Genomic DNA, 20,288 nt, shown 5'->3' on the forward strand with positions numbered 1-20,288 from the left:
GTTTGTCCCGCAAATGTCCCGCTACGGGCTGTTTCTGTCCCGCTGATGTCCCGTTGTGGGGAGGCGAGATGACCGCCGATTTTCGCATCGAGGCTATCGCGATCGGCAACAGCTATGTCGCCGCCTACAGGCGTGCCGGGGAACCCGACCAGCTGCTCGACGGTGCTGATGGGAAACCCGAACGTTTCGCCTCGGCATTTGACGCGGTGCGCGCCGCCAAGGCTGCTTTGGTATTCAAGCCGCCGACAGAGACTGAGGAGGATCTCCTCGGCTCGAGGCGCTTCCACGAGGCCCGAGCCGCCGCTGAAGCAGCCCTGCAGATCGAGACACTCGGTGGCGTCGTCATCGATGGCCGGGTCATCCCAGTGGAGGTGCGGAAGCGATGAGACATCACCGCTGCGACATCTGGCGCGTCGCCGAACAATGCGGGGTTCGCCTCGTCGATCCTGACGCCCATGCGTGGCGCCGTGACCGGCGGCCGCGCGAATGCTTCGCGAAGAAGACGCTGAAGAAGATCGGCCAACGTCACGGTGAGGCCCACCTCGCGCTAACGCTCCGCCTGATTGTGGAGACCTACGGGAACGCCACCGAGCTCTACAGTGAGACGATCCAGGCGGTTTCAGCCCTGCTTGCCGATCCCGCCATCGAAGCCAGAGGCGGCGCCCTATTCGAGCAATTCGATCGGATCGACCTCGGAGACCTCCGCCGGCAGGCCAAGGCCTTGGAGGTCGGACTGCCGCTGACCCACGTGATGCGTGTGCTGCTGGCGATTAGGCTGCAGGATGATGTATTCTCAACGATGAATAGGATTGGGACCGCAGCTTGAGTGCATGGACCGCCAAAGCCGTCGAATACCGCGTCCTCGACGCCGCCGAAACCCTCATGCTGTCGCCGAACACCTACATCGGCGGCGGCGGCAACGGCTGGCCCGACTATATCCCGCACTACCCCAGGGCGATGAAGGTCAAGATCAGGCCTTCACCAGGCGCGCTGACAAAAATGATGGAAACCTGGGGGTGGATCAACGCGTTACCGTCGGAGAGCGACCGCAAGCTGCTGTACGCGTGGGCATGGACAAAGACGCGCAAAGGGCGCTTCCTCGACGACTTCGCTTCTCGCGAAGGGATAAAAACCCGAACGCTCCGATATGCGATAACCCGCATCTGCCAAGGCATCGCGGATCAATTGCAGCAACGCCAAGTCCCCTGCTTCGAGCAAGCCGTTGACGACGTTGCCGAAATCGAGCCAGAAACCGCGTCACAAACGGTATCTTCCGGTAATTCTGGAACCACCTCCGATGGCCTGATCACCGCTTACATCGAGCCCGGCGCGAAGCCGCGGTTTCCTACCCCAGCCGAGATCGAGGCGCTGGCGAAACGCTTGGCCAAGGCGAACAAGCTGAGGGCGAAAAAGGCTAAAACCGCCGCATAGGGTTGCCGTCGTGCTTCTCGTGCCGGAACTTGGATGGGTTTTCCTTCATCGCGGCCCAGATATGGTCTGGGATAACATGCGGCCAGCTTATGGCGGCGTGCTGTCCACTCCCTTCCAGCACCAGGCCCTTTGCGATCAGACCGACAAAGCGCCCTTCCGCGAACGGGTATGGAAATGCCTGCATGTTTGACGTGAAGAGGTAGGACATCAGTGCCTGTTCGTTCTCGGGCAGGTTGTTGAGCATCTCGACCTGGTTGTTGCGGTAGATGCGGGTCCTGTTCCACTTCAGGCCCCACGCGGCGAGTCGCCCGATGGCCTGGAGCAACGACACGATACAGCTGCCGGCAGCGAATGCGGCGACAACGAACAGCACCGTAAGCATCCACGCTGGAATGCCGGCCGCATAGCTGACGCCATGCGCGTTTGCCGCGAGGATCGCCGCCGACCCGATCAGCGCCGTCAACGCCACAGGCCAAGCAACAGCCAAGGCCTCCATGAAGTCTTTCAGGGTCGGCATATCTCACTCCCGCTTATCGGCCACGAATCATCATGGCGCCTCCAGAGGTCAAGCGAAATCGCCGCCGCTAGCGTGACATCGTCGGGGACATAGGCGCCGGCGCCACCACCCGCAAACCCTTATCCTTCCGTCGCCAGCGGGACATCCAGCGGGACAAGAGCGGGACATTGCGGGACATCCGGACGCCGACACAATTCGTGATTTCCCTCAACGCCCTGTTTTCATGCACTTTCTCGCGGCTCCCCTCCCTCGCGTAGACGCCAAGTCCTGATCTGCTCAGCCCTACGGCGAGCGCCTCCGGCGCGCAGCCGCCAACGTAGAGCTCTGACACATCAAGGTCAGCTCTATAAGTAAAGTACCCTCTTCGCATTTGAGCGCGAGCTGTCGCTCGCTCAACGTCGCAAGGGGCATCAGCCTTCATCAAGGTCGGCACCTCTCTCATGGCAAAGACCATCGGTCCCCAGGTCAGGCAGATCGACCAACGTACTGCTCGACCTATCGAGAAGAAGGTCGACGCCGAGCTCCTCACCCCGGAGCATAGAGCCTGGCGTGACCAGGTTATGCGTCGTGCCAACTACAGATGCGAGGCCATCGAGAATGGTCGACGTTGTCATATCTCAGCACCATCAAGGCTGTTCGCCGATCACATCCGTGAACGCAAGGATGGTGGTGCACCCCTCGATGTCACCAATGGGCAGTGCCTCTGTGGTCGACACCACAGCCTCAAAACCGCGGCGGCTCGAGCGGAACGGATGAGGCGATAGAGGGGGGGACTCGATCTCTGGGGCGATCCGGGGGTCGAACCGCCCGGGGCTCACGTTCACAAAATTTTTCGGCGTGACCAGAATTTCGGGGAATTTTTGAAAAATGGCCGAAAAACCTCGAAAAGTCAATCCATTGAGGGCTTCCTGAAGCAATGGCAAGAGGTGGACGGCCGGCATGGAAGCCCACGGCACGCATTCGGCGCACCGTTGAGGAGATGCGCAGCTGCGGCGAGAGCGAGAACGTCATCGCCAAATCGCTGAAGATCGACGTCGACACGTTGCGGAAGCACTGCGCCGAGGAACTCGACAACGGATTCTCGAACCGGCGCCGTGAGGTTATCGGGATGCTCTACAAGAGCGCGCGCGGCGGCAACGTCACCGCGCAGAAGCGCCTCGAGGAGATGACGCGTCTCGCCGGCGCCGCGGCTGAGTTCGACGCCAGGCAGAAAGAGACCGGTGCCACTCCGGTGACGCGGCCGGCTCGTTCGGCCAAGTTGGGCAAGAAAGAGATCCAGCAGGAAGAGGCCCTCAACGCCGGCCTCAACTCTGAATGGGGCGAGGATCTCGCCCCGCTCGCCGGAACGAAGCCGAACTGATGACCTGGTCGACGGCGTGCCTCGATTGGGAGGCACGCATCACGGCCGGGAAAAGCCTGATCCCGGACGGACTGCCGATCGACGAAGCGCGCGCCGCGAAGGCGCTGCGCATCTTCAAGCGTCTCAGGGTCTCCGACATCCCGGGGAAACCGACGCTCGGCGAGGTTTGCCCGGACTGGATCTTCGGGCTGGTGCGCGTCGTCTTCGGCGCCTTCGACAGCGAGCGCAAACGCCAGCTGATCCGAGAGTTCCTCGTCCTCATCGCCAAAAAGAACGCGAAGTCGACGATCGCCGCCGGCATCATGGTGACGGCGCTGATCATGAACGAACGTGCGATGGGAGAATATCTCATCCTGGCGCCGACAAAGGACGTCGCCGACAACAGCTTTATCCCTGCCTACGGGATGATCAAGAACGATCCCGCGCTACTGCAGCGGTTCAAGCCCAGCGACAGCACCCGGGAGATCGAGAACCGTCTCGATGGTTCGATCTTGGCGGTGAAGTCGGCCGATGCCGACGTCGTCGGCGGCCAGAAGGCGATCAGCATCTTCGTCGACGAGCTCTGGCTGTTCGGCAAGAAGGCATCGGCCGCCAACATCCTCTCCGAAGCGACAGGCTCGCATGCGTCGCGCCCGGAAGGGTTTGTGATCTATGCGTCAACGCATAGCGATGAGCCGCCGACAGGCGTGTTCAGTCAAAAGCTGCTTTACCACCGCGGCATCCGGGACGGGAAGATCGACGATCCGACCACGCTGCCCCTGCTCTACGAGTATCCGAAGGGCTTGGTCGACAAAAAGCCGTGGCAGGATCGCGAGACCTGGCACATCCCGAACCCGAGCTTGGGATATTCGGTGGACGAGGAATGGCTGACCACCGAGCTCAGAAAGAAGGAGCTCGAAGGATCGGCCGCGCTGAGCCTGTTCGTTTCGAAGCATTTCAATGTTGAGGCCGGCCTCGGTCTAAAGTCCGACAACTGGGCCGGCGCCGAATTCTGGCTCGGCAATCCGGAACGCGGCGTCTCAAATGTCGACCGCACGTTGACGCTCCAGGAGCTGATCCGGCGATCGGAAGTCATTGTGATCGGGATTGATGGCGGCGGTCTCGACGACCTTCTCGGGCTGGCCGTCCTCGGCCGTGAAGCCGAGGAGACCGAGGTCACGATTGAGGCCGACGGTGTCTCCACCATCCAGCGCGTGAAACGCCTGCTGTTGTGGTCGCATGCCTGGGCGCACGAAATCGTCAAGCTGCGCCGCACCGAGATCGCATCGAAGCTCGATCAGCTCGCCGGACTGAAACAACTGACTTTCGTGAAGCTGCCGGGCCAGGACGTCTTCGAACTCGCCGGGATTGTGACCGAGATCGAGGCCTCGGGGTTGCTCGCTGGTGAAAACTCGATCGGGGTCGACAGTTTCGGTGTCGCCGCGATCACGAAGGCGCTGACAGGCGGCGATGACGCCATCGAGAAGGAACGCATCGTCGGTATCTCGCAGGGCTGGAAGCTGAACGGCGCCATCAAGGACACCGAACGCGACCTCGCCGGCGGGGTCCTCATCCATCCCGGCCTGGAACTGATGAATTTCGCGGTTGGCAACGCCAAGATCGTTCCCCGCGGCAATGCGATCTCGATCGATAAGCAGGTCTCCGGTTCCGCCAAGATCGATCCGCTCATGGCGGCACTACACGCCAAGGTCCTCATGGGCCTCAACCCGGAGCCCGCCGGGACCGCTGAAATCTTTGCGCTCTGAAAGGCGACAGAATGAGATCGGTACCCCTGATCCCGCGCCGTTCGGAGGCGTCCATAAGCGCGCCTGCCGTCGATGACGAGGGGAAGGCTGTCGATTTCTCGCCCGAGATGTGGGCGGCGATCAACGGTGGCTGGGGCTTGCCAACGAAATCGGGGCAGCAGGTCTCAACCTCGGTCGGCTTGCAGACGACCTCGTTTCATCGCGGGATCCTCGTCATCGCCGAGGGCATCGCCCAGCTGCCGAACGAGCTCCATCAGCGCGTCGGCAAGGGAACGAAGCCTGCCGTTGACCACCCCGCGTACGATATCCTGCTGCACCGCGCGAACAACCTGCAGGACGCCTTCCAGTTCTGGCGCACCACGCTGATGCACGCCGCTGGCGCCGGTAATGGCGTCTCCTACAAGGTCATGGTCAACGGCCAGTTGAAGGAACTCATTCCGATCCGGCCGGAGTGCGTCTCCATCAACCTGCCGAACCAGTTCAATTTCGTCACCTATGACCTAACCTTCGAGGGCGGTGGGTTCGCCACGGTTGGCTCCGACCAGGTGTTGCATATCTCCGGGCCGGCGTGGTCGCCATACAAAGGGCTCGACCCAGCCGTCATCGGTCGTGAGGCCATCGGTCTCGCTCGATCGGCGGAGGAAACCCACGCGCAGCTACACCGAAACGGCGCGCGCCCGAGTGGGGCGCTCGAATCCGATCTGAAGCTGAACAAGGCCCAGATCGATATCCTGCGCAACCAGTGGCAGGAGAGTTTCGGTGGGGTCGCCAATACCGGTAAAACCCCGGTGCTCGCCGGCGGGCTGAAATGGAAGCAGATCGCCCAATCGGGCGTCGACGCCGAACACCTCGACACCCGGAAATTTCAGATCGAGGAGATCGCCCGACTTCTCGGCGTCTTCCCGATCATGCTGGGCCACGCAGGCGACCAGTCGCCGACTTTCGCCAGCGCTGATGCCTTCCTGGAGGCACACGTCCGCTTCACGCTGCAGCCCTGGATCAAGGCGATCCGTTCCGCGGTGGAAACCCAGATCCTCACCAAGGAGGAACGAGCGGAAGGCTTCTACTGCCGCATCGACACCTCGGAACTGCTCCGCGGTTCGCTGAAGGACCGCACCGATTATTACAAGGCGGGTCTCGGTACCAACTCGTCGCCTGGCTGGCTGAAACCTAACGAGGTCCGCGAGGACGACGGATGGAATCCGGACGACGATCCGAAGATGGACGAGGTCTGGCAGCCCGCGACGATGGCACCGGCCGGTCAGCAGCCGCCCGGTCCCGCGGAGACCAAGGCGACACCGCGGTCGCTGTATGTCTGTCGGAAGTTGTTGAATACCGACGCCTTCCTGAAATGGGCGCACGGCCAGGGCTTCAAAAACACGCTGCCAGCCGACGAGCTCCACGTCACGATCGCGTATAGCCGGGCGCGGATCGATTGGCTGACCGTCGGTGAGAATTGGGTGCAGAACCCGAAGGGTACGCTGACGATCGCGCCTGGCGGCCCGCGCGTCGTCGAGGCCTTGGGCAAGGATGGCGCCGCCGTCGCGCTGCTCTTTGCGTCGACCGACCTCTCGTGGCGCCACATGGCGATCCGGGAGGCCGGCGCCTCGTTCGATTGGCCGGAGTACCAGCCTCACGTCACGATCACGATGGATGCCGCCGGCGTCGACCTCGGCAAGGTTGAGCCATACCGCGGCGAGCTCGTCTTCGGGCCGGAGATCTTCGAGGAAATCGACCTCAAACCGCAAGACCGCGCCGACAGCGGCCAAGCTACGGAGTGACCTGATATGGAAATCGGCTGCATCGGCGCGCCGTTCGAGTTCAAGTTCGCGGACGACAGCGCTCCTCGCGGGTCCTTCGAGGGCTACGCTTCTGTTTTCGGAAACATCGATAGCCACGGCGATGTCGTGGAGCCCGGCGCTTTCGCGAAATCATTGCTCGACCGCCAGCGGGAGGGTCGCGGGCTGCCACCGATGTACAAGATGCATGGCGCGATGACCGGCAACCGTCATGAGCCGATTGGCGTCTGGGACGCGATGTCGGAAGATCCGAATGGCCTGCATGTCAAAGGGCGCCTGATTGGTCTCGACACCGAACAGGGGAAGTGGAACGAAGCCCAGGCTCGCGAAGGAGGCCTCAAGGGTCTCTCCATCGGTTATCGGGTCCCGCCGAACGGTTCAAAGAAGGGCAGCGATCGTCCGGGGGAGCCGAAACGGTTCATCAAGACCGCCATTCTGCGAGAGGTTTCCCTTGTCGACGATCAGTCAAATGCTCTCGCAAGGATCTATGCGATGAAGGCGGCCGCCGACGAGGAGAGCTTCGCCGACGAGATTAAAACCATCCGTGAATTTGAGGACTTCCTACGGGATGTAGGCGGTTTCTCGAACAGTGCCGCCAAGGCAATTGCCGCTGGCGGTTTCAAAGCTCAACTGGACCCTCGGGATGAGGACAGGGAAAGCGTCGTCGCGGCCATCATTTCTGAGGCCGCCAACCGCATCCGGGCTCTTTAGGCCCTTCATTCAACGAGGACGATCCAATGAAAATCTCCACCATGCTCATGGTGGCGAGCGCGATTGCGCTTGCTGCCGTCGCCCTGATCGCGCCCGACGCCGTCGCCGCGGTCCTCGCATTCGCTCATCCCGCCCATGATGGCGGCTCCGGCATGATGATCGCGTCCGCGGCGGCCGCGGCGATCGATCCGGAGGAGCTCAAGAAGGCGATCAGCCCTGTGATGACCGCCTTCGAGGAGTTCAAGACCACCAACGACAACCGGCTCAAGGAAATCGAGAAGAAGGGGGCCGCCGACGTCATCACGACGGAGAAGCTCTCCAAGATCGAGACCACCCTCCAGCAGTACGAAAGTCTCAATCAGAAGCTGACCATGGCCGAGCAGCAGGCGAAGGCCGCCAAGGAGGCGTCGGAGCGCATCGAAGTCGCGATGTCCAGGCTTCCCGCCAACGATCGCGCCCGCAAGGATGGCGACGAAGCCAAGGTGATGTTCAACAACTGGGCGAAGGCTGTTGTCCGCGCTCATGCGGTTGGCGTCCTCAATCTCTCCGCCGACGAACAGAAGATCCTGGCGGACGTCACCAACGAGGCCAAGGCGCTCAATATCGGCACCGACACCGCCGGCGGCTATTTGGCCCCGACCGAATATGTCGCGGAGATCATCAAGGCGGTTACCTTGTCCAGCCCGGCACGCGGCATCGTCCGTGTCCGCAACACCGCCAATAAGTCGATCCAGATCCCGAAGCGCACCGGCCAGTTCGCGGCGCGGCGCGTCACGGAACAGGGCACCAAGACCGAAACCACCGGTCTGACCTACGGTCTCGAGGAGCTCAACGCTCCTGAGATGTATGCCCTGATCGACATCTCCAACCAGATGCTCGAGGACGCCGCTTTCGACATGGAAGCGGAGATCCGCGAGGAGTCCGCGGAGCAGTTCGCCGTCAAGGAAGGCGCCGAATTCGTCTCCGGCACCGGCATCGGGGAATACGAGGGCATCCTCACCAACGGGTCGGTGGCGGAAACTGTCTCGGGTACGGCGGCAACCATCGCGGACAGCGACGGCCAGGCCAACGGTCTGCTCACCCTGAAGCATGCGATCAAGACCGCCTACGCCGCCAACGCGACGTGGATCCTGAACCGCACCACAATCGGCGCGGTGCGCAAGCTCAAGGATGCCCAGAAGAACTACATCTGGATGCCGGGCATCGCCCAGGGCAAGCCGAATGCGATCGATGGCGATCCCTATGCGGAGTTCCCGGACATGCCGTCCGAGGGCGCCAACCTCTACCCAATAGCTTACGGCGATTTCCGCAGAGCCTTTACCATCGTCGACCGCGTCTCGATGGAGATGCTGCGTGATCCCTACACGCAGGCCACCAGCGGCAACATCCGCTTCATCTTCCGTCGCCGCACCGGCGGCCGCGTCGTGCTCGCCGAGGCGATCCGCAAGCTGAAGTGCTCGACCTGAGCGTAACGATCATCTGAGCCCGGCTCCGGCCGGGTTCTCCTCCCCAATCTCAATCGGAGCACCTCAATGTTTGACCTCAAAAATGGGCTCAAGCCCGTTCGTGTCATCTCGCCGGTCGCCATCGGCACCACCGGCACCGGCCAGACCGGCAAGATCGTCGACCGCAAGGGCTACATCGGTCCCGTTCTGTTCGCAGTCGAATACGGCACCATCACCGCGACGAATGCGGTCTACACCGCCACCGTCAAGGAGGGTGACGTCACCGGTACCATGACTTCTGTCGCCGGTGCCGACCTCATCGGCACCGAGGCGCTTGCTGGTGTTGGCGCCACCGGCACCAGGACCTCAGGCAGCTCGAAGAACTGCGTCAAGACGATCGGCTACAAGGGCGGCAAGCGCTACTGCAACATCAGCGTGAAATCGACCGTCACCGCAGCCACACCCGTCGCGGCAACTGCCTTCCTGGATCCGGCTAGCAAGCCGGCTTCTTGATCGCCGCCTACGCCTGGCGCGTCGGCCCCGTCGGCGCGCCGCCCCTCCCTGTCCGACAACAGGAAAACCAATGACCGATCTCAACAACGGCGAGCGCCAGGTCGCTCCGACGCTCGATGGAATTCGCCGCGATCACCGCGCACGCTACGAATTTGCAGCCAAGATCCTCGGCAAGAAAAAGCGGGTGCTCGATCTGGCGTGCGGTGTTGGCTATGGCTCCGCGATCCTGGCTGATGCCGGTCACTCCGTGGTCGGGATCGATCGCAGTGACGCCGCGATTGACTACGGTCGCCAGCATTTCAGGCGAAAAAACGTTGCGTTGCGCGCCGGCGATATCTCCGAAGCCGATGGCTATGAGCCGAACGCCTTCCAGGCCGCGGTATGTTTCGAAACGATCGAGCATTTGCTGGATCCGCTGGAAGCACTGAAGTCTCTGCGGAAAGCGGCGCCCACGCTCATCGCTAGTGTGCCGAATGAGACCGTTTTCCCGCATGGTGGCCGGTACAAATTCCACTATCGCCACTACACCAGGGCGGAATTCACGGCGCTGCTCGAGGAGGCCGGCTACCAGGTGACCGGTTGGTACGGCCAAGCCGGCACCGAATCGGAGGTGGAGCCCAACGTTGAAGGCCGCACCCTCGTCGTCACCGCGAAGAGATCATCGGTCAAACGGGCGGCGCCGGCACCGATAGTGTCGCCAACGGCCGTTCCTGCCGAGAATGCGCCGGAGCACGTCTGCATCCTCGGTCTTGGGCCCTCACTCGAAGCCTATGTGGATCTCGTAAAGCGGCTCGGCGGCCGCCACGCTTTTTGCGACGAGGTCTGGGGCATCAATGCCGTGGGCGGGGTGGTGCAGTGCGATCGCGTCTTCCACATGGACGACGTCCGCGTGCAGGAAGTCCGCGCCGCGGCGAAGCCGGATAGCAACATCGCCAGGATGCTGGAATGGCTGCGGGTTCATCCTGGCCCGATCTACACCAGCCAGGTGCACCGCCGATATCCCGGCCTGGTAGAGTACCCGCTCGAGGACGTCATCAACTCGTGCGGCTGGGCCTACTTCAACAGCACCGCGGCATATGCGGTCGCCTATGCCACCCACATCAGGGTGAAGAAGATCAGCATGTGGGGCTTCGACTTCACCTACGCGAACTCGCATCAGGCGGAAAAGGGTCGCGCCTGTGTCGAGTTCCATCTCGGCATCGCAGCGGAGCGCGGCATTGAGATCGGGTTCCCGGCGATGAGCTCGCTGATGGATGCCAACGCACCGCTCGCCGATCGCCTCTATGGCTACGACATGGTCGATCTCGCCTTCCAGGACACCGGGAAGCGCCACGTCGTCACCATGACGCCGCACGACCGACTACCAGCCGCCGAAGAGATCGAGGCGCGGTACGACCACGCCAGGCACCCCAACCCCCTTGTGCAAATAACCTGAAAGGAAATCCGATGTCTGGAATGAAGGCAGTTTCCGTCCTTATCTCCGTGCGCGTCGCCCAGGAGGGCAATGTGCACGGCCGCGAGATCATCAAGGGTACCGAGGACGAGATCCCGGAGGAGCTCTTCGAGAGTCTCCACGCTGCCGGCTACGTCGAGGCGATCAGCGGTAAAAAGGGCGGCAAGAAGACGAAGCCGACCGCCGACGAGGTCCGCGATGGCATGCTGGCCGACCTCGCAGGGCTGACTGACGACGACCTCGCCGGCATAATCAAGGCCGAGAAAATCGCCGTCGCGGACAGCGACAGCCGCGATGCCGTCATCGGCAAAATCGCCGACGCTCGCCTCGCCGCTTAAAGGGGTCATCCTCTTGCGTTCCTTCCTGGCCATCACCGAAGATGCCGGCGATCTTGCGCTGCTGTCGATCGACGAGCTGCGCGCCGCCGCCGGTGTCACCGGTGAAAGCCAGGATACCGCCTTGAAGGCGCTCGGCCTCAGTGTGGCCTCAGCGATCATGTCGGAGTGCAATGTGGCCGTCGGATCGAGCGCCGATGGCGTCGAGCCGACGCTGAAGCAGGAAACGCTGCAAGAGACGTTCTACCAGGTCGATTCCGACGATCTCTTGTTGTCGCGCAGGCACAATGTCGCCATCTCCAGCTTGGTCGAAGATGGCGTCACGCTCGAGGCTGACGACGACTTCATGGTCGACGCAGAATCCGGCATCGTCACCCGCCTGAGCGCGGACTTTCCGCGCCGGTGGTGCGCACGGAAGGTAATTGTTACCTACAAGGCCGGCTTCGAGACGATCCCCGGCGATCTCAAACAGGCCGCCACCGACTTCTTCCGCTTCGCCTACCTCGAATCGACCCGAGATCCCGCGCTGAAGAGCGAGGTCGTCGACATTCCCGGTGTCGAGCGCACCGAAAAGGCTTGGTGGGTGGGGTCGGTGCCCGGGCAATCGAATGAAGGCGCTGTGCCTGACGTCGTCGCCGGGCAGTTGAAGCGTTTCCGCAATTTCGCAATTGGGTAGCCAGACATGCATATCCTGACGCCGTCCGGCTACAGAGACATTGCCGACTGCGTCGTTGGCGACGAGGTCGCCGCGTTCGACATGGTGACCGGCGCGCCGCTCGTCAACACGATCGAGACGATCCAGTGGGTCGACGCCGACACCTACCGCTATTGGCAAAACCCGCGCTTCCTTATCAACGATGTAGCGCACCTCGTCCATTCATCGCTTTACGTCATGTGCCCGCCGCGAAATGCGCCGCAGCAAAGGCGCATTGCGGACCTCAAAGTCGGCGACGATGTCTATCGCATTGAGGGCGAGGACTTCGTTTTCGACTACACGATCACCAGCATCGTGCAGATCGACCCCTACGAGCCCTTCGCCTTTTACCGGGTCAACGGCCTGTTCGATCTCTTTGCCGAGCAGTCGATCTGGCGCAACGACAACAGCGTCTGCCATGCCAAGGACCTGGTGCTCGGCGACGTCATCTTCGACGATGCCGACCAGGACGTAACGATCACCAGCATCGAACAGGTGACCGTCGAGGGATGGTGGCGCTTCGATATCTCAGGCGATCATTCCTACATCGTCGATGGGCTGACCCTCCACAATGCGTCGCGTTTCTGGGTCGGTGGTTCCGGCGCCTGGGATGCCTCGACCACCACGCATTGGGCTGCGGTCACCAATGGCGCCGGCGGCCAGACCGTACCTGGCTCCGCCGACACCGTCACCCTGGACGGGTCGTCCGGCGGTGGCACCGTCACCGTCAACACCACCGTCACCGTCCAGTCGATCGCCTGCGGCGCCTTCACCGGCACACTGGATTTCAGCGCCAACAACAACAATGTGACGCTGAGTGCGTCAAACAACGCATTCAACGCCAGCGGTACAGGCACGCGAACGATCAATATCGGCAACGGGACGTGGAATTTCACCGGCACCGGCACCGGTACGGCCTGGAGCTTGGCGACAACCACAAATCTGACCTTCAATGCGAACGGCTCGACCATAAGGTTTAGCGGCGTGCTGGGCGCCGTGTCCAACACAAGGACGTTCACTGGCGGTGGTCTGACCTATAATGCACTCCAGATCGATGCCCAGGCAAATGGTGGTGTGACTGCTTTCGCCAGCGCCAATACATTTGCCAGCGTGACGGCTGCAGGGCTCAATGTTCTTGAATTGCAAACGACGCAGACCATAGCAACGCTAGCACTCAACGGCACGGCGAGCGCGCCCATCTTCGTTCGGTCATCATCCGATGGCGCCGCCCGCACGATCTCGGTGGCCAGCAACGCGCCGACAATGACCTATTGCGCTTTCCGCGATTTCACCGGCGCTGGTGGCGCCAGTTTCGTCGCATCGAACAGCTTCGATCTCGGCCACAACAGCGGCATCACCATTAATGGGCCAGGCGCAGTGGCGTCGTCCGGCCTTCATGCGATTGACCAGGGGATAGCAGCCTGATGCGTATACCCTCCGGAAAGACCGACCAGCTGATCTTCTTCGTGGCTCTCGATTCGACCGATCGCGTCACACGCAAGACCGGCCTGTCATCGTTCACCGTATATCGGTCGCGCAACGGCGGCACCGCCACGGTCTACACTACGCCGACTGTTGCGGAATTGTCGTCCGCCAACATGCCTGGCGTGTACTCGCTTACCGTCGACGAGGACACCACTATTGCTTCCGGCTCGGACAGCGAAGAATACTGTCTGCACATTACCTGCGCCACCATGGCGCCCGTGACGCGCACCATAGAGCTATACCGCCGCGACACGACGTCGGGTCGCACGCTGGACGTCTCGGCTGGTGGCGAGGCAGGTCTTGACTGGGCTAACGTCGGTTCGCCGACAACAACCGTTGATCTCAGCAACACAACCATCAAGACCACGCAGAAGGTAGACGTCGAAACCATCAAGACGAATCCGGTGGTCAACGGCGGGACCGCTACATTCCCGACGAATGCAACGCTGGCCTCTACGACCAACATCACCGCCGGCACAATTACAACGGCAACGAACGTAACCAATGCGCCGACAAACGGCGACCTAACGGCAACGATGAAGACCTCCGTCACGACGGCGGCGACGGCAGCAACGCCAACGGCAGCGGCCGTGACGGGTGCTGTCGGATCGGTCACCGGTGCCGTTGGTAGTATCGCGGCGGGAGGCATCTCGACATCATCGTTTGCGGACGGTGCGATCACTGCAGCCAAGTTCGCCGCCAATGCACTCGACGCGGTTTGGTCGGCTGCAACCCGCGTTCTAACAGCGGGGACCAACATCGCACTCGCGAAGGGGACCGGCGTTACGGGCTTCAACGATCCAAGCGCCGCGACCATAGCGCAAGCGGTGTGGGATGCGCTGACCTCGGCACTGACGACCGTGGGCAGCGTCGGCAAGCTACTGGTCGATAACGTCAACGCCACGATCTCCAGCCGCTCGTCGCACGCGGCAAGCGATATCTGGGCCGTCGGCACAAGGTTGCTGACAGCAGGCACCAACATCGTTCTGGCCAAGGATACGGGCGTCACAGGCTTCAACGATCTCAGCGCCGCCCAGGTCAATGCCGAGGCCGACCAGGCGCTGGCCGACGCCGGCGCGACCAGCGTTCGCATGGCGCATCTAGACGCCGACGTTTCGAGCCGCATGGCGTCGTTCAGTTATAGCGCGCCACTTGATGCCGCCGGTACACGCTCGGCGCTGGGCATGGCTTCGGCGAACCTTGACACCCAGATCGCGACGCTGGCGACTGCTGCTGCACTGTCTTCACTCTCATCCGGCATCTCGGCCAGCTTCACCGCGCTTGCGACCTATGGCGATGTCCATTGGACGACAGCGACCGGTTTTGCCTCGCAGACCAGCGTCGACGACCTGCCAACGAATGCCGAGTTTGCCTCGGGCCTGGCCGGGTCCGACGACGCGGTGCTGGCTGAGATCGCGGCTTTGACCATCCCAACGGCCGCTGCGAACGCTGCCGCGCTGCTGGCGACCGCCTTCGAAGGCGCTGAGACGGTGGAGGAGTTCCTGCGATTGTCACGCGCCGCGCTCTACGGCAAGGCCAACGGGCTTGCTGGCACCACGGTTCATTACCGCGATGCCGCCGACACTAAGAACCGCCTCACGGCCACGGTCGATGCCGATGGCAATCGCACCGCCGTCACGGTGGACGCGAGCTGATGTTCGGCCCGCGCTTCTTCGGCGGCCGCTATTTCGGGCGCCGCTACTTCGGTGGCGGCTTCGCGCCAATCGAACTGGTCTTCCCGACCGAAGCCGGGTTTTTCGTTGCGGCGGATGGGGTATCGCGCGTCGCGCCGGCAGCTGCCGGCACCAGAACAGTTGCTGTGGATGCCGTGACGCGCCTTGTAGCCGTCGATGCAGTGTCCAGGAACGGATGAGGCGACAATGGCGTGGGGACCGAAGGACAAGGATGCCATCCGCGATTTCGGCATCGACTGGACCGCCGATCTTCCCGATGGGGTCACGATTGAAGCCTCGACATGGTTGCTCGATGGGGAAGCTTGGGCCGGCGGTGGTGACCTGGTCAAGGAGGCGTCTTCCTTCACGGACACCAACACCACGGTCCGCATCTCGGGCGGCGTCAATGGCACCAGTTATGTCATCACCAACCACATCGTGATGTCAGACGGCGAGGAAGACGACTTCTCGCAAAAACTGAAGATCAAGGAACGTTGAGATGGCGGACGACAACAAGCCTACAATCGTTCCGATGCAGCCGAAGAACGAAATGAGGGCTGCCGGCGATTCGCTTAGGCGCCAGTTGCCCGAGATGATCGCGAACGTCCAAGCGATCGCCAAGCTTCGCCGCGCAGCTTACCTCGCCTACATCGAAGAGGGCTTTACCGAAGATCAGGCCCTGCAACTCTGCAGCCGCTAAGAGCAGAGTAGCGCTGATGCCGTTGACCCCACAAGAAATCAGGGACGCATATCGCGAGGCTCTGCTGCGCGTCGGCGAACTGAACCAGGACGGCACCAGGGCGGTGGCGATCCGGCGCTACACCGGCTCCGGAGCTGACCGGCCATTCACCGATACACCAGTCCTGGCGCGCGTCGTCGGCTACGAGGCCAAGGAGCTCGTCGATCCGATCGTCCAAGGCGACCGTCGTCTCATCGTTTATGGACCCGACCTCGAAGACGCCGGCTTCTCGTTCCCGGTGCGCAAGAACGACAAGGTCGTCATTCGGGGGAAGGAAGTGAACATTGAATCTCCGGATGACAACACTCGGCGCGTCGCCGGCGTGCTGATCGCGATCGAGATGCGGGTGAGAGGCTGATGCGGATGTTCGTAGCGGCCGCCATGCTAAGCGTAGCGTGGGGTTGCTCATACGCGCTTGCCATAGTTGGAGAGCCGCAATCGCATTGGCTTTGGTGCACCATGCTTGGGCTCTGCTGATGGCACGCCTTCAGCCCGGCTCGCTGACCTTCGCGATCGCGGCACAGCAGACCGTCGCTGCTACCCAGAAGATGGTCGTCGCCGTCGCGAAGCGCGAGCATGCCGTTGTCATGAACACGGCACCGCACCCATCGTCATTTATTCGCATCGTCGACGGCCAGCAGGGTGCGCCTGAGGAGGCAGTGAAGCCGTTCGGCGTCATCGTCTATCAGTACCCTCACCTTGAGGAAGTCATCCGTTTCGCGATGCAGACGCTCTACGACCTCTCGCCGGTGCTGTCGGGCGAGTATCGGGGTGCACACAGTCTTTTCATTAATGGCGCCGAGGCCGCCAATCTGGACGGCTATAGGCCCGGCGCCGACGTCGCTATCACAAACTATGTGCCTTACAGCCGGAAGATCGAGGTCGGCTCGATGACGATGCGGGTACCTGGTACCGACGAGGTCTACCAGCGCGCGCGGCGCGTCGTCATGGCCCGCTTTGGAAACATCGCCAAGATCCAGTTCACCTATCGCGGCATCGTCGGCGGCGCACAGATCAACCAGGCCATGGCGGCGTCGAACGGGCAACAATGGTGGCTCGGTGATGGTGTCGCCCGTCCGGCGTCAGGCGTTCTGGAAAGCGCCATCGGCAAGAAGCATGGCAAGACCGCCCACAACAAATCCGGTGCTCGCTTCCCTGCCCTGATCATCACGGAGCGCTGACATGGCCGATTACGCCGGCGCCAAGGCCGCGATCCGCTCGCGGTTCGATACCGGCTGGACGACGACCAGGAAGACTTACCAGAACGAGGATCCCGCGGAACCCTGGCCGCCAGTTCGCCCAAGCGGCAGCCCGGCACCCTGGACGCAGTTACGCATCCGCGACAGGGGCAGCGAGATCTGGACGTTCGGTACCGCTGGCAACAGGGGCTGGCGCTACGACGGCGACATCATCGTCCACGTCTTCACCCCGGTCGGGGAAGGCACCACCCAAGGCGATCAATACGCGGTGGCGATCGGCGAGCTCTTCCGCGCCGCCAAGTTCTATGACGACGGGTTGGGGTCCTACATCCGCACGCTGGCCCCAGAAGTCATTGGCGGCGACGACGCCGTCAAATCGGAAGACGGCAAGTGGTTCGGCATCACCATGACCGTCGAGTTCACCTACTGGCATCGCGGCTGATCCGCACCCCTTAAGGAGACCAACATGGGATATCAGGAACAGTGGAATGGCTACGCCGCGTTCAAGGTGCAGTCCGGCCTCGGCGTGCCGGCTTCCGGATCGGGTGCGAAGGTCCTCCGTCAGACCGGCGGCCAAGGCATCCGGATGACGAAGGCCTCGATCGGCAGCAAGGAGATCCGACGCGACGGCATGTCGACCCGCGGCCGACATGGTCTCCAGAAAACGGCGGGTTCCTACTCGCATGAGCTGTCGATCGGCGGCTTCGACGATATCCTTGAGGCCGTGATGCGCGGCACCTGGAGCGTTGCTGACCTGCAATTGGACGAGGGCGACTTCACTTCGATCACCACCGGCGCCCATACGATCGTGTTTGCCTCCGGCTCGCCGGTCTCGCTTGGCGTCAAGGTCGGCGATATCTGGAGACTGACAAATCATTCGTCGGCGGCAAACAACAACATCAACCTTCGCGTCACCGGGGTGTCCTCGACGACTGTAACCGTCGCTGAAACGCTGGTCGTCAATGCCGTAGCCGACACCGATTGCGAGCTCACCCGTACTGGCCGCGTCCTCGTCAACCCGGGCCCCGGAAACCTGGTGAAGCGCTACTTCACGGTCGAGGAATACGAATACGACACCGACCAGTCTGAGGTGTCGTCTGACGCCGTGTGGGGCTCCTACAAACTCACCATGGCTCCAAATGGCCTTCTGACGCTCGACACCTCGCTCGTCGGCACTGGCCAGTTCGATCCTTTGGCCTCCGGTTCTTCACCGATGTTTACCTCGCCGGTGACCTCGACTGGTGTCCCGCTGGCGGTAGTCGAGGCGAAGGTGCGCCTTGGCGTCGAGGACCTGGTGGCGCTGACGGCGTTCGACATCACGGTAGACATCAAGCCGTCCTCGCCGGACGTCATCAGCCCCAGCCCCTACGCGCCGGACGTCTTCAATGGCTCCGAAACGGTCATGATCAACATGACGATGCTGCGCAAGGATCTGCTGATGCTCGCCGACTTCGTCGACGAGACGCCGCTGTCGTTGCATGTCCTGGCCGAGGAAAACGAGAACTCGCCGAAGGACTTCTTCTCACTGTTCGTCGGCAACTTCACGCTGGGTTCCGTCGACAAGTCGGCGCTCGCCAAGGAAGGCGGTCCGCGCACGCAATCGGTGGCGATTCCGGCCGACCTCGTCGGCGTCGACAACACCGGCGCCGGCTACGACGCCACGCAGGTCAAGATCCAGGTCTCCAACGCGACCTGATAGGCCGCCAAACCCTGAAGGAAGGAAAACAGCATGGACCATCTCGAAAAGGCGGTGCGTGACGCCGCCGTGGCGCTGCGCGACGCAATCAAGGCCGCAACCGACGCCGGCTACCGCGTCGACATGCCGAGGCATGCCGAGCAGCTCGAGGCGATCGCGATCAGCAATACGGCGAAGAACATGAAGCCGAGCGATAAGCCGGCGGAGAAGACCGCCGAAAAGCCAAGTAAGCGCGCGCCGGCGGCCAAGGAAGACTGATCAGAGTTCCCGGCCGGCACCGGGACGATGTTGCGCGCAGCACGGCGGCGGGTTGTCGGACCCGCCGCCACCCCTCCGAACAAGGGATCTCCGACATGCTTCGGTTTGGAAACACCACCGGCTTCGGCAACGACACCAAGATAACCGATGCAGAGACGGGCGACGACATCACACAGATCCTCGCCATCGAAAGCGCTTCTTTCAAAATCGAGGCCAGGCAACCCGTCGAATGTCGCGTAAAACTGGCCTTCATCGCAATCGACCTCGTCCCGGGCAAAACGGTCTTTGAAACGAAGCATCCCGTCACCGGCGAATATCTGCCGGTTGCCGCCATCGAATTCAGCGATGGCACCCGCGTCGAGATCGCCGAGGACGGCACCCCGACCGTGATTTCCAACTAACCTTCCGACAAAGGATGAGACAAATGAGCAAAGATACCCCGATCGCCGAATTTGGTGCCGGCGATCTCGACGCCGCCGACGAATCCAAGATGACCGTCAAGGTTGGAGGTAAGCTGACCACCTGGGTGTGGACGTTTGCCGGCCCTGGCCATCCGAAAGCAGTAGAGCAGGCCAACCGCATCGGCAGGGAAAACCTGCATCTCGAGAAGGAGAAGATGCAGACACGCACCAACGGCAAGAAGTGGATCGAGCCCGAGGAAACCGTCGATGAAGCCCGGCAGCGCAACGTCAAGTTCGTCGTCGACCGCATCATCGACTGGTCGCCGGTCAAAATCGACGGCGAGATGCTGCCCTTCAGCCCCGAAGCCGCCACCAAGCTGCTGATTGATCCCCGCAAGGTCGACATCTATCTGCAGGCGCTCGAGTTCATCGGCGGCGAGCGGTCTTTTACGAAGAGCTCCGCGAAGATCTGATCACCTTCGCGGAGCGCGAGTTCGCGCTGTCTTCCGTCGACAAGGAAGGCTTCAGCTATCGCGATACACTACAGGGGCTGCTTGCCCGTCGCCTTCCTGAGGAACGCCGCGCAGAACTCGAGGCGGAATTGGCCTGCCCACCGATGCCCGAGGCGATGGACTATCTCTGGCGGGCCTTCGCCCGGCTCTCCAATCGTCGCGGCGCCGGCGGCATGTGGTCTTGGTCTGATCTCGATGCCTTCAACCGGCTGGCCGGCCTGCGTCTCGCGCCGTGGGAAGTCGATATCATCGAGCGGCTCGATCGCGCCTATCTTGTTGAAGCCAGTCGCAAGCGCGACGGCTGATCCTTACACCATTCCGG

27 protein-coding genes are annotated in these 20,288 nt (G+C 62.2%); 25 read left to right on the forward strand and 2 right to left on the reverse strand.

Annotated features, from left to right (window positions below):
* Positions 1–68: 68 nt before the first annotated feature.
* From ACWTU9_RS20160 to ACWTU9_RS20170, 3 genes are read left to right on the forward strand one after another with little or no spacing between them, the layout of a single operon-like run.
* Entirely contained in the window at positions 69–386 is a 318-nt protein-coding gene (locus ACWTU9_RS20160; protein WP_455859802.1) for a hypothetical protein, read from the forward strand.
* Positions 383–826 (forward strand): hypothetical protein, encoded by a 444-nt coding sequence (locus ACWTU9_RS20165; RefSeq protein WP_455859803.1) that lies wholly within the window; start codon positions 383–385, stop codon positions 824–826. Before ACWTU9_RS20160 ends, ACWTU9_RS20165 begins: the two co-directional genes overlap by 4 nt.
* Positions 823–1,431, forward strand: a complete 609-nt coding sequence (locus ACWTU9_RS20170; protein ID WP_455859804.1) for a hypothetical protein — start codon at positions 823–825, stop codon at positions 1,429–1,431. The genes ACWTU9_RS20165 and ACWTU9_RS20170 overlap by 4 nt, the downstream gene beginning before the upstream one ends.
* On the opposite strand, the gene ACWTU9_RS20175 is transcribed toward ACWTU9_RS20170, so the two are convergent.
* Together ACWTU9_RS20175 and ACWTU9_RS20180 are read right to left on the reverse strand one after the other, a co-directional pair.
* Positions 1,415–1,948: a hypothetical protein gene (locus ACWTU9_RS20175; RefSeq protein WP_455859805.1), complete on the reverse strand. Its 534-nt coding sequence runs from the start codon at positions 1,946–1,948 to the stop codon at positions 1,415–1,417. The two genes, ACWTU9_RS20170 and ACWTU9_RS20175, sit on opposite strands and share 17 nt — an antisense overlap.
* 626 nt (positions 1,949–2,574) lie before the next feature.
* On the reverse strand, positions 2,575–2,889 hold the full coding sequence (locus ACWTU9_RS20180) for a hypothetical protein (protein WP_455859806.1): 315 nt from the start codon (positions 2,887–2,889) through the stop codon (positions 2,575–2,577).
* 38 nt (positions 2,890–2,927) lie between these two features.
* Between ACWTU9_RS20180 and ACWTU9_RS20185 the strand changes: the two genes are divergently transcribed.
* The 22 genes from ACWTU9_RS20185 to ACWTU9_RS20290 all read left to right on the forward strand — a co-directional run bounded on the left by ACWTU9_RS20185 (position 2,928) and on the right by ACWTU9_RS20290 (position 20,271).
* Positions 2,928–3,308, forward strand: a complete 381-nt coding sequence (locus tag ACWTU9_RS20185; RefSeq protein WP_455859807.1) for a hypothetical protein — start codon at positions 2,928–2,930, stop codon at positions 3,306–3,308.
* Entirely contained in the window at positions 3,308–5,053 is a 1,746-nt protein-coding gene (locus tag ACWTU9_RS20190) for a terminase large subunit domain-containing protein (RefSeq protein ID WP_455859808.1), read from the forward strand. Before ACWTU9_RS20185 ends, ACWTU9_RS20190 begins: the two co-directional genes overlap by 1 nt.
* Positions 5,054–5,160: 107 nt before the next feature.
* Entirely contained in the window at positions 5,161–6,834 is a 1,674-nt protein-coding gene (locus ACWTU9_RS20195) for a phage portal protein (RefSeq protein ID WP_455859809.1), read from the forward strand.
* 6 nt (positions 6,835–6,840) lie between these two features.
* Positions 6,841–7,563, forward strand: a complete 723-nt coding sequence (locus tag ACWTU9_RS20200; RefSeq protein WP_455859810.1) for an HK97 family phage prohead protease — start codon at positions 6,841–6,843, stop codon at positions 7,561–7,563.
* A gap of 26 nt (positions 7,564–7,589) precedes the next feature.
* Positions 7,590–9,029: a phage major capsid protein gene (locus ACWTU9_RS20205; RefSeq protein WP_455859811.1), complete on the forward strand. Its 1,440-nt coding sequence runs from the start codon at positions 7,590–7,592 to the stop codon at positions 9,027–9,029.
* 66 nt (positions 9,030–9,095) lie between these two features.
* Positions 9,096–9,521: a hypothetical protein gene (locus ACWTU9_RS20210; RefSeq protein WP_455859812.1), complete on the forward strand. Its 426-nt coding sequence runs from the start codon at positions 9,096–9,098 to the stop codon at positions 9,519–9,521.
* A 70-nt stretch (positions 9,522–9,591) separates the two neighbouring features.
* The gene (locus ACWTU9_RS20215) at positions 9,592–10,956 is read left to right on the forward strand and encodes a class I SAM-dependent methyltransferase (RefSeq protein WP_455859813.1); all 1,365 of its coding nucleotides are present in this window, start codon (positions 9,592–9,594) and stop codon (positions 10,954–10,956) included.
* 11 nt (positions 10,957–10,967) lie between these two features.
* On the forward strand, positions 10,968–11,312 hold the full coding sequence (locus ACWTU9_RS20220; RefSeq protein ID WP_455859814.1) for a hypothetical protein: 345 nt from the start codon (positions 10,968–10,970) through the stop codon (positions 11,310–11,312).
* Positions 11,269–11,985, forward strand: a complete 717-nt coding sequence (locus ACWTU9_RS20225; RefSeq protein WP_455859815.1) for a hypothetical protein — start codon at positions 11,269–11,271, stop codon at positions 11,983–11,985. Before ACWTU9_RS20220 ends, ACWTU9_RS20225 begins: the two co-directional genes overlap by 44 nt.
* Positions 11,986–11,991: 6 nt before the next feature.
* Positions 11,992–13,428, forward strand: a complete 1,437-nt coding sequence (locus ACWTU9_RS20230; RefSeq protein WP_455859816.1) for a hypothetical protein — start codon at positions 11,992–11,994, stop codon at positions 13,426–13,428.
* Positions 13,428–15,143 carry a hypothetical protein gene (locus tag ACWTU9_RS20235; protein ID WP_455859817.1) on the forward strand — a complete coding sequence of 572 codons (1,716 nt, stop codon included), beginning with the start codon at positions 13,428–13,430 and terminating at the stop codon, positions 15,141–15,143. Before ACWTU9_RS20230 ends, ACWTU9_RS20235 begins: the two co-directional genes overlap by 1 nt.
* On the forward strand, positions 15,143–15,361 hold the full coding sequence (locus ACWTU9_RS20240; protein ID WP_455859818.1) for a hypothetical protein: 219 nt from the start codon (positions 15,143–15,145) through the stop codon (positions 15,359–15,361). Before ACWTU9_RS20235 ends, ACWTU9_RS20240 begins: the two co-directional genes overlap by 1 nt.
* Before the next feature lie 7 nt (positions 15,362–15,368).
* On the forward strand, positions 15,369–15,659 hold the full coding sequence (locus ACWTU9_RS20245; protein WP_455859819.1) for a phage fiber-tail adaptor protein: 291 nt from the start codon (positions 15,369–15,371) through the stop codon (positions 15,657–15,659).
* Position 15,660: 1 nt separating this feature from the next.
* On the forward strand, positions 15,661–15,861 hold the full coding sequence (locus ACWTU9_RS20250) for a hypothetical protein (protein ID WP_455859820.1): 201 nt from the start codon (positions 15,661–15,663) through the stop codon (positions 15,859–15,861).
* A gap of 16 nt (positions 15,862–15,877) precedes the next feature.
* Positions 15,878–16,258, forward strand: a complete 381-nt coding sequence (locus ACWTU9_RS20255) for a hypothetical protein (RefSeq protein WP_455859821.1) — start codon at positions 15,878–15,880, stop codon at positions 16,256–16,258.
* 118 nt (positions 16,259–16,376) lie between these two features.
* The gene (locus tag ACWTU9_RS20260; protein ID WP_455859822.1) at positions 16,377–17,081 is read left to right on the forward strand and encodes a hypothetical protein; all 705 of its coding nucleotides are present in this window, start codon (positions 16,377–16,379) and stop codon (positions 17,079–17,081) included.
* Position 17,082: 1 nt separating this feature from the next.
* Positions 17,083–17,541 (forward strand): hypothetical protein, encoded by a 459-nt coding sequence (locus ACWTU9_RS20265; RefSeq protein ID WP_455859823.1) that lies wholly within the window; start codon positions 17,083–17,085, stop codon positions 17,539–17,541.
* A 24-nt stretch (positions 17,542–17,565) separates the two neighbouring features.
* Complete coding sequence (locus ACWTU9_RS20270; protein ID WP_455859824.1) at positions 17,566–18,795, forward strand: phage tail tube protein; 1,230 nt, start codon at positions 17,566–17,568, stop codon at positions 18,793–18,795.
* Positions 18,796–18,828: 33 nt separating this feature from the next.
* Positions 18,829–19,053: a hypothetical protein gene (locus ACWTU9_RS20275; protein WP_455859825.1), complete on the forward strand. Its 225-nt coding sequence runs from the start codon at positions 18,829–18,831 to the stop codon at positions 19,051–19,053.
* 95 nt (positions 19,054–19,148) lie between these two features.
* Positions 19,149–19,454, forward strand: a complete 306-nt coding sequence (locus ACWTU9_RS20280; RefSeq protein WP_455859826.1) for a hypothetical protein — start codon at positions 19,149–19,151, stop codon at positions 19,452–19,454.
* A 23-nt stretch (positions 19,455–19,477) separates the two neighbouring features.
* Positions 19,478–19,927: a branched-chain amino acid ABC transporter gene (locus ACWTU9_RS20285; protein WP_455859827.1), complete on the forward strand. Its 450-nt coding sequence runs from the start codon at positions 19,478–19,480 to the stop codon at positions 19,925–19,927.
* A gap of 77 nt (positions 19,928–20,004) precedes the next feature.
* Complete coding sequence (locus ACWTU9_RS20290; RefSeq protein ID WP_455859946.1) at positions 20,005–20,271, forward strand: phage tail assembly chaperone; 267 nt, start codon at positions 20,005–20,007, stop codon at positions 20,269–20,271.
* Positions 20,272–20,288 lie beyond the last annotated feature (17 nt).

This window comes from Mesorhizobium sp. 128a (assembly GCF_053848025.1).

Coding starts and splice junctions, on each gene's coding strand:
- ACWTU9_RS20160 (WP_455859802.1), top strand. CDS start 69: ATGACCGCCGATTTTCGCATCGAGGCTATCGCGATCGGCAACAGCTAT.
- ACWTU9_RS20165 (WP_455859803.1), top strand. CDS start 383: ATGAGACATCACCGCTGCGACATCTGGCGCGTCGCCGAACAATGCGGG.
- ACWTU9_RS20175 (WP_455859805.1), bottom strand. CDS start 1,948: ATGCCGACCCTGAAAGACTTCATGGAGGCCTTGGCTGTTGCTTGGCCT.
- ACWTU9_RS20180 (WP_455859806.1), bottom strand. CDS start 2,889: ATGCCGGCCGTCCACCTCTTGCCATTGCTTCAGGAAGCCCTCAATGGA.
- ACWTU9_RS20185 (WP_455859807.1), top strand. CDS start 2,928: ATGCGCAGCTGCGGCGAGAGCGAGAACGTCATCGCCAAATCGCTGAAG.
- ACWTU9_RS20190 (WP_455859808.1), top strand. CDS start 3,308: ATGACCTGGTCGACGGCGTGCCTCGATTGGGAGGCACGCATCACGGCC.
- ACWTU9_RS20195 (WP_455859809.1), top strand. CDS start 5,161: ATGTGGGCGGCGATCAACGGTGGCTGGGGCTTGCCAACGAAATCGGGG.
- ACWTU9_RS20200 (WP_455859810.1), top strand. CDS start 6,841: ATGGAAATCGGCTGCATCGGCGCGCCGTTCGAGTTCAAGTTCGCGGAC.
- ACWTU9_RS20205 (WP_455859811.1), top strand. CDS start 7,590: ATGAAAATCTCCACCATGCTCATGGTGGCGAGCGCGATTGCGCTTGCT.
- ACWTU9_RS20210 (WP_455859812.1), top strand. CDS start 9,096: ATGTTTGACCTCAAAAATGGGCTCAAGCCCGTTCGTGTCATCTCGCCG.
- ACWTU9_RS20215 (WP_455859813.1), top strand. CDS start 9,592: ATGACCGATCTCAACAACGGCGAGCGCCAGGTCGCTCCGACGCTCGAT.
- ACWTU9_RS20220 (WP_455859814.1), top strand. CDS start 10,968: ATGTCTGGAATGAAGGCAGTTTCCGTCCTTATCTCCGTGCGCGTCGCC.
- ACWTU9_RS20225 (WP_455859815.1), top strand. CDS start 11,269: ATGCCGTCATCGGCAAAATCGCCGACGCTCGCCTCGCCGCTTAAAGGG.
- ACWTU9_RS20230 (WP_455859816.1), top strand. CDS start 11,992: ATGCATATCCTGACGCCGTCCGGCTACAGAGACATTGCCGACTGCGTC.
- ACWTU9_RS20235 (WP_455859817.1), top strand. CDS start 13,428: ATGCGTATACCCTCCGGAAAGACCGACCAGCTGATCTTCTTCGTGGCT.
- ACWTU9_RS20240 (WP_455859818.1), top strand. CDS start 15,143: ATGTTCGGCCCGCGCTTCTTCGGCGGCCGCTATTTCGGGCGCCGCTAC.
- ACWTU9_RS20245 (WP_455859819.1), top strand. CDS start 15,369: ATGGCGTGGGGACCGAAGGACAAGGATGCCATCCGCGATTTCGGCATC.
- ACWTU9_RS20250 (WP_455859820.1), top strand. CDS start 15,661: ATGGCGGACGACAACAAGCCTACAATCGTTCCGATGCAGCCGAAGAAC.
- ACWTU9_RS20255 (WP_455859821.1), top strand. CDS start 15,878: ATGCCGTTGACCCCACAAGAAATCAGGGACGCATATCGCGAGGCTCTG.
- ACWTU9_RS20260 (WP_455859822.1), top strand. CDS start 16,377: ATGGCACGCCTTCAGCCCGGCTCGCTGACCTTCGCGATCGCGGCACAG.
- ACWTU9_RS20265 (WP_455859823.1), top strand. CDS start 17,083: ATGGCCGATTACGCCGGCGCCAAGGCCGCGATCCGCTCGCGGTTCGAT.
- ACWTU9_RS20270 (WP_455859824.1), top strand. CDS start 17,566: ATGGGATATCAGGAACAGTGGAATGGCTACGCCGCGTTCAAGGTGCAG.
- ACWTU9_RS20275 (WP_455859825.1), top strand. CDS start 18,829: ATGGACCATCTCGAAAAGGCGGTGCGTGACGCCGCCGTGGCGCTGCGC.
- ACWTU9_RS20280 (WP_455859826.1), top strand. CDS start 19,149: ATGCTTCGGTTTGGAAACACCACCGGCTTCGGCAACGACACCAAGATA.
- ACWTU9_RS20285 (WP_455859827.1), top strand. CDS start 19,478: ATGAGCAAAGATACCCCGATCGCCGAATTTGGTGCCGGCGATCTCGAC.